The sequence below is a fragment of the Sporobacter termitidis DSM 10068 genome (assembly GCF_900130065.1).
Lineage (GTDB): Bacteria > Bacillota > Clostridia > Oscillospirales > Oscillospiraceae > Sporobacter > Sporobacter termitidis.
In genome coordinates this window covers 229051-240643 of record NZ_FQXV01000005.1, presented here as the reverse complement: position 1 = coordinate 240643, position 11593 = coordinate 229051, and the positions used below count along the sequence as shown (strand labels likewise).

The window sequence follows — 11593 nt, the reverse complement described above, 5'->3', positions numbered from 1 at the left end:
AATCCACGGCGGGGAATAAAAAAACCCTCTCCCGACGGAGAAGGTACGATCACACAAGGGCAGCCCTTGCACAAATCACACCGGCCAAAGGTCCGTCAGCCCGTGATGGAGTGATTTGCAGCGCAGGTATTCTGACTCCGGCGTCATCGCCCGTTTCGCCTTCCCATGATTTCTCACAGTGACATGATGAAACGTGCTGGTACCGTTACAGCGGCGGCTCCGTGCGGGACTCTCACCCGTCTTCCCAGAGCACTGCAAATATTTGATGCTCATTGTAAGTCCTTCGTGCCGTTTTGTCAAGCGCGGGCCGCCTGTTCCGAGAAACATCTTGACTGTGGCGGTGTTTTATGTATAATTAATGGCGTTAAACTGAATATCAAAGCAGGTCTGATGGTAGGAAGACGGGTGAAAGTCCCGCACTGTCTCGCAACTGTATTTGCCGAGCGATGACCATAGCGCCACTGGGAACCCGGGAAGGCGGTCAAAGCGACGACGCATAAGTCAGGATACACAGTCAGATTTGAAACCGGCCTTACGAAGCATAAGGGGGTTGTTTGTTCCGGCGAACGCGCCGGACTGATATACCTATTACACCTGTCGTACGGCAGGTGTTTATTTTTTAAACGAAACCAAAGGCAGGGAAAAGCATGGCGGGAACATTATACGGCGTCGGCGTCGGCCCCGGCGACCCGGAGCTGCTGACGCTGAAAGCGGCCAGAATCATCACGGAGAGCGGCCTTATCGCCGTCCCAAAATCCGGCGACGGGGAGCGGGTGGCGCTGGGCATTGCCCGGCAGGCCGTGGCGGCCATAGAGGCAAAGCCGCTGCTGGAGCTTGATATGCCGATGACGAAGGATGCGGCGGTGCTGCGGTCGTCCCACAAAAACGCCGCCGAAAGCATCATCGGGCACCTGCGCCAGGGGACGGACGTGGCGTTCCTGACATTGGGAGACCCGTCTGTTTATTCGACTTACATATATGTCCACCGGCTCGTCCGGGCGGCGGGCTTTGAGGCCGAGATTATCCCCGGCGTGCCGTCCTTCTGCGCCGTGGCGGCGAAGCTGAGCGACGCGCTGGTGGAGACGTCGGAGCCGCTGCACGTCATACCGGGCTCTTACGGGAACCTCCGGGACAGTCTGAGGCTGAACGGCACCAAGGTCTTCATGAAGAGCGGCAAAGCCTTTGGCGAGGTCCGGTCGGCGCTGCAGTCGGAGGGACTGCTGGAAAAGGCCAGGATGGTCGCCAACTGCGGCATGAAGGACGAAAGGGTTTACGATTCTCTGGCAGACGTTGACGCGTCCGCCTGCTATTTTTCGGTGATCGTGGTCAAGGACGCACGGAACGGGACGGGCGGCAGCATATGAAAATCTGCATGGCCGGCATCGATTACAACACGGCGTCCCTCGACGACAGGGAGCGCTTCGCGCCCACCAAGGCCGCGCAGGCAAAGCTGCTTGAAAAAGCGCTCCGGTATCCCGGCGTTTCAGGCTGCGTCGTCATCAGCACCTGCAACAGGATGGAACTGTGGCTCAGCCGCGGGGAAGAGGACGTCGCGCGGCCCTTCGACATCCTGTGCGCGCAGTTCGGGGTCGACGCGGCGGCACATGAGAAATATTTCACCCAGCGGGAAGACGACGACGCCGTCCGACACCTGTTTGAGGTCACCAGCGGGCTCAAATCGCGGATATTCGGGGAGGAGCAGATTTTGGCCCAGGTGAAGGAGGCCATTGTCTTCTCCAGGGAAAACAAGGCCGCCGACCCGGTTTTGGAAGCGCTGTTCCGCGGCGCCGTCACGGCGGCGAAAAAGGCGAAAACCTCCGTGCATTTACAGGCGGTCGACCGCTCGGCGCCGAAAACCGCCGTTCAGATATTGAAAAGCCGGTTCAGTGGGCTTGACGGCCTCCGATGTCTTGTCATCGGCAGCGGCGAAATGGGCCTGCTGTCCGCCAGGACGCTGGCGGCCGAGGGCTGCGCGGTGACCATCACCCAGCGCCGGCATATTCTGTCCGGCGGCGTGGTACCGGCCGGCTGCGCCGTTATCGATTACGAGGACCGGTATAAATTTTTCGAATCGGCCCAGGTCGTTGTCAGCGCCACGCGGAGCCCGCATTATACGCTGGCCTGCGACCAGGTCAGCGGCCTGCTGGCCGGACAGGAAAAGCTCCTGTTCGATCTGGCGGTGCCGCGGGATATCGACCCGAAGATCGCCGGCCTGCCGGGGATCACGCTCTATGACATCGATCACCTCGGCGGGGACCTGACCGCCCTGGACGACAACGAAAGCGTCCGCCGCGTGAAGGAGATCATCGACGGGGAAATCAGGGAGTTTGAGCGGTGGCGCAGCATCAGGGCGATGATGCCGATGGTGTCGGAGCTCGGCGCCAGGGCCGCCGCCGATACTGAGGAGCGGGTGCGGTACAGCTTGAAGAACGTGCCGCTCGACGACAACACACGAAAACTTGTCTGTGAGGCAGCCGGCAAAGCCGCCGGTAAGGCTGTGCAAAGCGTCCTCCTGCGCTTTGACAGGGATACCGGCGGCGGGCTTCTGTCCCGGGGCCTCACGGAATTCAAAGGGGATAGACGCCCTGCCGGCGGGGAGGATGCGGCGGTAAAGCTGCCGCCGAGATTTCCGCTTTTTGTGGACCTGAGCGGCAAAAAAATTGCGGTGATCGGCGCGGGCCCCATCGCGCTGCGCCGGATCACGGCCCTCAGCGCCTACCCCTGCACGATCTGCGTCACGGCGCCGGAGGCGCGGGAAGAGATCAGGCGCCTGCATCACGACAACAGGATAGTTTACATAGAAAAAGCTTATGAGCCCGGCGACCTTGAGGACGCATACCTCGTCGTGGCGGCCACCAACGACCGGGCGCTCAACCATCAAATCGCCCTGGACGCCGGCAGAAACGGACAGTTTTGCAGCGTTGCCGACTGCCGGGAAGAATGTACCTTTTACTTTCCGGCCACAATCCGCTATGAGGGCGGCGTTATCGGTATCTGCGGCACGGGGGATGATCACGGCAGGACAAGGGACATGGCCGCGGACATCCGGGAATTTGTAAAGGCAAGGGAGCGGCGATGAAAAGGTTACTGAGAGTCGGCAGCCGGGAGAGCAAGCTGGCCGTCATACAGGCCCGGCTCGTCATCGATACCATCAGGCGGCATCACCCGGAGCTGGAGTTCGAGCTCGTGACCATGAAAACGAGCGGCGACGTCCTTTTGGACAGGAATCTGGACGAGGTCGGGGGGAAGGGGCTCTTTGTCAAGGAGCTGGACGTCGGCCTGCGCAGCGGCAGGATCGACTTCGCCGTCCATAGCCTGAAGGATATGCCTATGGAAACGCCGGAGGACCTGCCGGTGGCCGCCCTGACGAAGCGGGAAAACCCCTTTGACGCCCTTGTCATGCCCGAGGGCGCTGAAAAAATCGATCTGTCAAAGCCCTTTGGCTGTTCCAGCGCCCGGCGGACGCTGCAGCTCCAGCGGCTTTATCCCGGCAGCACCGTCAAGGGAATCCGGGGCAACGTGCTGCTGCGGCTCCAGAAGGTCGACAGCGGGGAGTACGCGGCCACCGTGCTGGCCTGCGCCGGCCTCAACAGGATGGGGCTGCAGGGCCGCGTCACCAGGGTGTTTACGGAAAATGAAATGATCCCGGCGGCCGGGCAGGGGATCCTGGCCGTTCAGGGGAGAGCGGGCGAGGACCACGGGTATCTGGCCTGCGTCGATAACGAGGAGGCCCGGATCGCCTACACCGCCGAAAACGCCTTTATCCGCCGGCTGGACGGCGGCTGCTCATCCCCCATCGCGGCGTATGCCAGGCTGGAGGGCGGGTCCATCCGCCTCTTCGGCCTGCACTATGACGAGGAGAGCGGGCGGCATGCCACGGGAACGATGGCAATGCCGGCAGGGGATGCCGAAACGCTCGGATACGCGCTGGCCGAGCAGCTTTTAAAAGAGCTGCGCGCCTGAATGTTCCGGTATTTCAAAGGGGCGAAGCGGCGCCGACAAGAGCGGACGACCTGTGCGATATACGGGACGTCCGCCCCGGAATCTTTAGCAGACACAACCTTAAGGAGATACAAACCATGAAACAGGGTAAAGTTTGGCTCGTGGGAGCCGGGCCGTCCGATCCGGGGCTTTTGACGCTGAAAGCCAGGAGCGTTCTGGAGGAGGCCGAGGTCGTTTTGTACGACAGCCTTGCGGGAGACGGCGTGCTGGCCCTCATCCCGCCCGGTGCACGGCGCATCAACGTGGGCAAGCGCGCCGGACATGCCCAAATGCCCCAGGAGGAGATCAACAAAACCCTTCTGGAGGAGGCGCGGCAGGGGAACAGGGTCGTCCGGCTGAAGGGCGGCGACCCCTTTCTGTTCGGGCGGGGCGGCGAGGAGCTGGAGCTCCTCCGGGCCCATGGCGTCCCGTTTGAGATCGTGCCGGGCGTCACCTCGGCCATAGCGGTGCCGGCCTACGCCGGAATACCCGTGACGCACCGGGATTTTTGCTCGTCCGTCCACATCATTACGGGACATTTGAAGGACGACGACAAGCCCCATATCGATTTTGAGGCGCTGACGCGGCTGGACGGCACACTGATTTTCCTGATGGGCGTCGGCGCGCTGGGCGTGATCTGCCGGAGCCTGATGGATGCCGGAATGAGCCCCGATACACCCGCCGCCGTTTTGGAAAAGGGCACCACCGCCGACCAGCGGCGCGTCGTGTCGACGCTTAAAGCGCTGCCGGCCGACGCCGAAAGGCAAAGCATCGCCACGCCCGCGATCATCGTCGTCGGGCGGGTCTGCGCGCTGGCGGAAAAATTCCACTGGGCGGAGGACAGGCCGCTGGGCGGCGCCCGCGTGATCGTGACGCGCCCGAGGTCCCTGGCCTCCGGGCTCTCGAAAAAGCTGTACGCGCTGGGCGCGGAGGTTGTGGAGATCCCGGCGATCCAAACGGTCGGGATCGAAAACAATAACGAGCTTCAGGCGGCGATAAAGCGGCTCAACGAGTATCAATGGCTCGTTTTCACCAGCCAGGCCGGCGTCGACGTCTTTTTTGACATTCTGCGCCGGAACAGGACGGATATCCGGTGCCTGGCCGGGTTGAAATTTGCCGCCATCGGCACGGCCACGGAAAAGGCCATCGCCGACCGCGGAATTTTTGTGGACTGCATGCCGGCCACATACGACGCGGCAAGCCTCGGCAGGGCTCTTGCGGAAGCCGTAAAGCCCGGCGAAAAGCTGCTGATACCGCGCGCCAGGATCGGCTCGCCGGACCTGACGGCGGCGCTGGACCGCCAGGGGATTTCCTACGACGACATCCCCGTGTACGATACGGTCTATGAAAGCGGCGGCGTGCCGCCGCTGGATGAGATGCTGAAAACCCGAAGGATCGACTATGTGGCCTTTACAAGCGCCTCCACGGTGCGCGGCTTTGCCTCAATGGCCGGGGCGGCGGATTTTGAAAAGCTCACGGCTGTGTGTATCGGCGAGCAGACGGCGCGGGAAGCGAAAAAGCTCGGCATGAAAACCGAGGTTTCCGATGAAGTGACAATAGACAGCCTGACGGCGAAAATCGCCGCGCTGCATCAGGCCGCGAAAGCGTGAGGGTGAGAATATGGAATTAATTCAAAGGCCGCGGCGGCTGCGGGGCAATATGGCGCTCAGAAACATGGTTCGGGAGACGAGAATCTCCAAATCGTCCCTCATCTATCCGCTCTTCGTCCGGGAGGGGGCGAATATCGCCGAGGAGATTGCCACGATGCCCGGCCAGTACCGCTACAGCGTCGACCGGCTGCCGGAGATCACGGAGCGGCTTTTACGGGCCGGGGTCGACAAGCTCATGCTCTTCGGTATTCCGGACCACAAGGACGAGCTGGCCAGCGGGGCGTATCAGGACGACGGAATCGTGCAGAAGGCGCTTTTAAAGCTCAAAAAAGACTTCCCGGACATGTACTGCATCACCGACGTGTGCCTGTGCGAATACACCTCTCACGGCCATTGCGGGGTGCTGCACGGCCATGACGTCGATAACGACAAAACGCTGCCGCTTTTGGCGAAAACGGCGCTGTCCCACGTTCAGGCGGGGGCGGACATGGTCGCCCCTTCGGACATGATGGACGGCCGGGTGGGCGCGATCAGGGCGCTTTTGGATCGGGAGGGCCAGACGGTAATCCCGATTATGAGCTATTCCGTCAAGTACAGCTCCGCCTTTTACGGCCCCTTCCGGGACGCAGCCGGCTCGGCGCCCGCCTTTGGCGACCGGAAGGGCTATCAAATGGACTATCATAATAAAAAAGAGGCCCTCAAGGAGGCGCTTCTCGACCTTACGGAGGGGGCGGACATTCTGATGGTAAAGCCGGCCCTGTCCTATATGGACGTCATTCACACGGTGGCCGAGGCCACCAACGTCCCGCTGGCGGCCTACAGCGTCAGCGGCGAGTATTCCATGATCAAGGCCGGCGCGCAGGCCGGATACATCGATGAGGCCGCCGTCGTCTGCGAGACGGCAGCGTCCATCTTCCGCGCCGGGGCCAACATGCTCCTCACCTATTACGCCCCGGAGATCGCGGGGTTTATCACCGAGGGGAGGATCGGCTGAGATGGGCAAATCGGAGGCACTTTTTGAGCAGGCAAAAAGGCGCATCCCCGGCGGCGTCAACAGCCCGGTGCGGGCGTTCGGGTCGGTGGGCGCCACGCCGCGCTTTATAAAAAGCGGCAGCGGCGCCGTGATCACCGATGTGGACGGCGTCAGCTATATCGACTACATCGGCTCCTGGGGTCCGATGCTCTTAGGGCACAATCATCCGGTGATCCGCGAGGCCGTCATAAAAGCGGCGGAAAACGGGCTGAGCTTCGGCGCGGCCACGGAAAGCGAAGTGACGATGGCGGAGCTCATTTGCGGCTTCTTCCCGTCCATCGACATGGTCCGTATGGTCAATTCCGGGACGGAGGCCGTCATGAGCGCCATCCGCGTGGCCCGGGGGGCCACCGGCCGGGACAAGATCCTCAAATTCGAAGGCTGCTATCACGGCCACTGCGATGCCATGCTGGTAAGCGCCGGCTCGGGGCTCATGACGAGCGGCGTTTCCGCCAGCGCCGGCGTCACGGCGGGCTGCGCCAGGGACACCCTGACGGCGCCGTACAACGATCTCGAGACGGTGACGCGGATTTTTGACAGGAACAAGGGCGAGCTCGCCGCGGTCATCATCGAGCCCGTGGCGGCGAATATGGGCGTCGTTCTGCCGGAAGACAATTTCCTCGCAAAGCTTAGGGCGCTGTGCGACGCGAACGGCACGCTGCTTATTTTCGACGAGGTGATCACCGGCTTCCGTTTGGGGCCGGGCGGGGCACAGGAGCGGTACGGCGTGTATCCGGACCTCACCACCTTCGGCAAGATCATCGGCGGCGGCATGCCGGTGGGCGCTTACGGCGGACGGCGGGAGCTCATGGAGCAGGTGTCGCCGCTGGGCAGGGTCTATCAGGCCGGCACCCTCAGCGGCAATCCCGTGGCCATGGCGGCCGGTATCGCCCAGCTGACGTATTTAAAAGAACACCCAGAGGTCTACGAACATCTGGAATCCTCGGCGGAGAAGCTTTTCGGCGGCCTGCAGGTGCTGATCCGGCGCTACGACGCGCCCTGCGCCCTGAACCGCATCGGTTCGCTGGGCTGCCTGTTCTTTACCCCCGGGCCGGTGCGCGATTATGGGGGCGCCAAGAGCGCGGACACCGGGGCTTACGCGGAATATTTCAGGCACATGCTGGGCAGCGGTATTTATCTGGCCCCGGCGCAGTTCGAGGCCATGTTCATCTCCGACGCCCATCAGGACGCGCATATAGAAAAAACACTGGCCGCCGCAGAGGCTTTCTTCGGCAGCCGACTGAAATAACGGGAGGTAAGTAATGACAGGAATTTTATTGCTGGCCCACGGCAGCCGCGAGGGCGACACGGAAGAGACGATGCGCCGGATCACGGCGTACGTCAGGGCGGAGCTGCAAAACGAGATGGTCGAGGAAGCGTATCTGCAGTTCCGGGAGAAAAATCTGGAAAAGGGTCTTGCCCGCCTGGTCGAGCGTGGTGCCGACGACATCAGGGTCATCCCGTATTTTCTGTTCGAGGGTGTCCATATCAAGGAAGATATCCCCGCGGAGATCGAAGCCTTCAACGCGCTCCATCCCCAAATAAAAATCACCATGGGCAGCACCCTCGGCGCCGACAGGCGGCTGGCCGCCATCGTGGCCGACCGCGTGCGGCAGATTTCATAGCACACGTTTTCCCATAATAAGCGCCTCCGGAAAGTGTAAACCTTTCGGAGGCGCTTGTTCATGCAGGGGCAGTGTACCGGCATTTGAAGCGGATATTTGAGTTAAAATTTACCAAATCATTAATTATTTATTACATTTTGATCATTGTCGACAAAAATGTCGACAACATAACTTGTTTCTCTATATATAATAATGTTACTTTATAGAAAAAATTTGGGAGTGAACGAAATGCCGATCGAAACACTTGTCAATGAGAACACAACAATCCTGTCAATAGCGTCTTACTGTAAAGACCCCGAATGTGAGGACCATTATGTTTACGGAATCATGATATCGTACGGCGACCAAACGATTTTTGAGCAGCAGGATATCAGCACCAACGAAATAGACGTCATCAGGTTGATTTCTCTCATCAAGGGCCATGATATTTCGCTGGACCAGCTCCCCTACATCGTCGAAGATTACGTGACCTCTTTATATATCTCATAAACAAGTCCCTGCCGCCTGCGGAACAAATAACCTTCCGCAGGCGGCATCCATATATCGGCGGCGCAGCCGGGGGGCCAAGCCACAAAACAGCTTGCAATAACCGGACAGTCAGGTATAATATTGGATACAAGCGTTTCGTACAAATTTATACATAGGAGGATTTGAATATGGATGGTCGTTTAAAAGGAAAGGTCGCGCTGATCACCGGCGGAGGCACGGGACTTGGCGCCTCCTTTGCCAAAAGATTTGTGGCCGAGGGCGCGAAGGTCGTCATCACCGGCCGCCGCAAGGAGCTGCTGGAGAAGGTGGCGGGAGGTCTGCCCGCGGACTCGGTGCTCGTGTTCCAGGGCGACGTGTCCGAATTTGAGCAAGCCAAGGCCATGGTGGACGCAACCATTAAGTTCGGCGGCAAGATCGATATCCTCGTCAATAACGCCGGCATCGACCCGGCGGGCACCGTCGTGGAGATCCCCGTCGAGCAGTGGAAGAAGATTATCGACATCAACCTCACCGGCCCGTTCCTCATGATGAAAGCCGCGATCCCCGCCATGATCGATAACGGCGGCGGTTCCATCGTCAACATCGCGTCCCTGGCAGGTCTGCGCTGCATTCCCGCCATGCCCGGGTATACGGCGTCCAAATCCGGCCTGATCGGCCTGTCCCAGGCCACCGCGCTTGACTACGGCGCCCAGAACGTCCGCGTCAACGTCGTCTGCCCGGGCCCGATCCGTACGGAGATGCTGGAGCACTCCATGGGGGACCTTGCCAAGGCGATCGGCACCGATACGACCGGCGCGCTGAACACGCTGACAAAGTTCCTGCCGCTGAAGAGGCCGGCGGGCCCCGACGAGGTCGCGGGCGCCGTTGTCTTCCTCGCCAGCGACGACGCGTCCTTCGTGACCGGTACGACGATCGTCGTGGACGGCGGCGCCTGCGTCGTCGATCCCTGCGGCGCGGCTGTGTCCAGCTCCGGCCAGAACTGGGGCGGCGGCAAATAAGCCCGTCTTAAAATTACAGCGAGAAAAGAACCCGTTTCATGAAGAGACGGGTTCTTTTGATATTTACGACAATGACAGAATTTCCGCGATATCGCTTTGCGCCCGGCCGGCATCGTATCTTGTGATACCCAGGTCAAAGAGGTCGTGGGCGGCCTGTATCAGCTTTAAAAAGTCACAGTTGCCCACCCGTTCGCCCAGGCCCAGGACCGTGGTGTCGAGATAATTGGCCCCGGCCTTCGCGCCGAGGATCGTGTTGGCCACAGCCATGCCCAGATCGTTGTGGGCGTGCAGCTCTACCTCGATGCCGGCATAATCGATGATTTCCCGGACGGCCCCAAAGGTTCTGGACGGGGAGAGGACGCCGACGGTGTCGGCGTACCGGATGCGGCCCACGCCCATGTCCTTGAGCTGCCGCGCCAGGCCCGCCATAAAGGTGATATCGGCCCGGGACGCGTCCTCAAAGCCGACGGTCACCTCGAACCCGCGCGATTGCGCGTAGTCCACGCAGACCTCCAGGTTTTTGCTGACCCAGGTTTTGTTTTTGTTGAGCTTTGAATATATGAGAACATAGGAGACGGGCGTCGAGATATGGATAATGTCCGGGGCGCAATCGACGGACTTTTTCACATCGTCCAAAACGAGCCTGTTCCAGACGGAGATTTTTGAATGGCGGCGGCGCGCCGTCATGGCCCGGATCGTGTCCATCTCCATGGCGCTGACGGCCGGGATGCCGGCTTCGATCTGATAGACGCCGGCGCTGTCGAGTATCTGCGCGATGCGGAGCTTCTGCTCCGTGGACATGGCGATGCCGGGGGTCTGCTCCCCGTCCCGCATGGTCGTATCCACAATGTACTTGATTGGCTTCATGGTGGTATACCTGCCGTTTTATTTTACAGCCTGTGCTTTTCCGCTATTTCCTTGAATTCTTCGTCGGTCAGGCTGGTCATTTTGCCGACGCTCTCGGCCCGTACGGCGCTCAAAAGGCGCGCCACGTCGAATTCGGCGGAGGCATAGCCCAGCTCCCGGAGCTTGGCGGCGATCGATTTACGCCCCGAGTGTTTGCCGACGATCAGCCGCCGTTTCCGGCCCACGAGCTCCGGCATGAAGGGTTCGTACATCTGCGGCTTTTTCAGAATACCGTCCACATGGATGCCCGACTCCACATTGAAGATGCTGCGGCCGATAACGGCCTTCCTGTCGGGGAAGCGCACGCCCGTGATCTCCTCGACGGCGAGGGCGATCTGGGGCAGAATTTCGTATGAGGCCGTGGGCCTGTGCCGCCGGACGATACGCAGCGCCAGCAGCACCTCCTCCAGCGCGGCCTTGCCGTCGAGACCGCCGAACGACGCCGCCAGGTCCGCGCCGCCGGCGGCGATCCACTCCAGCGCGGCGGCGGTGGCGCAGGAATAGCTGTTCTCCGGGCAGAACTCCACCCGGCCCCGGACGCGGCTTTGGAGCTTTTGAAAAGCCGATTCGTAATCGTGGCACAGGATGTCGTCCAGCCCGACGACGCGGACGTTTTGTGACCCGTCGCCGGGCCCGAAAAAGCTGAGCTCCTTTACGTCGTTCATTTGAATCTCCCGGGTGATGCCGGGAGAGGACAAGAGCCCGTTCATCCGGCACACAAAACGCGTGATCTCCGGATAAAGCGCAGCTTCATCCGGAGTCCCGATGCGCAGGACAATTTTATCTGGGGAAACCGGCCGGATCGTCTCGTAGACCTCGGCCGGCATCTCAATATAATCGGAGCCCAGCACGGCGAGCAGCGCGTGGAGCTTTTTCAGCGGCCCGGCCGAAGGGCGGAAGGCGGCGATGCAGCTGAGCGTCATATCGGTGATGCGTATCATAGCCCTCCTC

The 11593-nt window shown here is 60.8% G+C and carries 11 protein-coding genes and 2 riboswitches; of the genes, 9 read left to right on the top strand and 2 right to left on the bottom strand.

Annotated features, from left to right (window positions below; translation table 11 throughout):
• Positions 1-104: 104 nt before the first annotated feature.
• Positions 105-270: riboswitch (cobalamin riboswitch) on the bottom strand.
• A 126-nt stretch (positions 271-396) separates the two neighbouring features.
• A riboswitch (cobalamin riboswitch) is annotated at positions 397-510 on the top strand.
• A 137-nt stretch (positions 511-647) separates the two neighbouring features.
• The 9 genes from cobI to BUB60_RS09240 all read left to right on the top strand — a co-directional run bounded on the left by cobI (position 648) and on the right by BUB60_RS09240 (position 9736).
• Positions 648-1364 (top strand): precorrin-2 C(20)-methyltransferase, encoded by a 717-nt coding sequence (gene cobI / locus BUB60_RS09280; protein ID WP_073078049.1) that lies wholly within the window; start codon positions 648-650, stop codon positions 1362-1364.
• Positions 1361-3079, top strand: a complete 1719-nt coding sequence (hemA, locus tag BUB60_RS09275) for a glutamyl-tRNA reductase (protein WP_073078046.1) — start codon at positions 1361-1363, stop codon at positions 3077-3079. Before cobI ends, hemA begins: the two co-directional genes overlap by 4 nt.
• Positions 3076-3963 carry a hydroxymethylbilane synthase gene (hemC, locus tag BUB60_RS09270; protein WP_073078044.1) on the top strand — a complete coding sequence of 296 codons (888 nt, stop codon included), beginning with the start codon at positions 3076-3078 and terminating at the stop codon, positions 3961-3963. Before hemA ends, hemC begins: the two co-directional genes overlap by 4 nt.
• Positions 3964-4079: 116 nt before the next feature.
• A complete protein-coding gene (cobA, locus tag BUB60_RS09265) occupies positions 4080-5591 on the top strand; it encodes a uroporphyrinogen-III C-methyltransferase (protein ID WP_200796621.1) in 1512 nt (503 codons plus the stop codon).
• Positions 5592-5601: 10 nt separating this feature from the next.
• Positions 5602-6585: a porphobilinogen synthase gene (gene hemB / locus BUB60_RS09260; RefSeq protein ID WP_073078039.1), complete on the top strand. Its 984-nt coding sequence runs from the start codon at positions 5602-5604 to the stop codon at positions 6583-6585.
• A 1-nt stretch (position 6586) separates the two neighbouring features.
• Positions 6587-7873 carry a glutamate-1-semialdehyde 2,1-aminomutase gene (gene hemL / locus BUB60_RS09255; protein WP_073078037.1) on the top strand — a complete coding sequence of 429 codons (1287 nt, stop codon included), beginning with the start codon at positions 6587-6589 and terminating at the stop codon, positions 7871-7873.
• A 13-nt stretch (positions 7874-7886) separates the two neighbouring features.
• Positions 7887-8249 carry a sirohydrochlorin chelatase gene (locus BUB60_RS09250; RefSeq protein ID WP_073078034.1) on the top strand — a complete coding sequence of 121 codons (363 nt, stop codon included), beginning with the start codon at positions 7887-7889 and terminating at the stop codon, positions 8247-8249.
• A gap of 228 nt (positions 8250-8477) precedes the next feature.
• The gene (locus tag BUB60_RS09245; RefSeq protein WP_073078032.1) at positions 8478-8738 is read left to right on the top strand and encodes a DUF6514 family protein; all 261 of its coding nucleotides are present in this window, start codon (positions 8478-8480) and stop codon (positions 8736-8738) included.
• Between the two features lie 167 nt (positions 8739-8905).
• Positions 8906-9736, top strand: coding sequence for an SDR family NAD(P)-dependent oxidoreductase (locus BUB60_RS09240; protein ID WP_073078030.1), 831 nt, complete (start codon positions 8906-8908; stop codon positions 9734-9736).
• A gap of 63 nt (positions 9737-9799) precedes the next feature.
• On the opposite strand, the gene BUB60_RS09235 is transcribed toward BUB60_RS09240, so the two are convergent.
• Positions 9800-10603, bottom strand: coding sequence for a beta/alpha barrel domain-containing protein (locus BUB60_RS09235; protein WP_073078028.1), 804 nt, complete (start codon positions 10601-10603; stop codon positions 9800-9802).
• Between the two features lie 23 nt (positions 10604-10626).
• Positions 10627-11583, bottom strand: a complete 957-nt coding sequence (locus tag BUB60_RS09230; protein ID WP_073078025.1) for a homocitrate synthase/isopropylmalate synthase family protein — start codon at positions 11581-11583, stop codon at positions 10627-10629.
• Positions 11584-11593 lie beyond the last annotated feature (10 nt).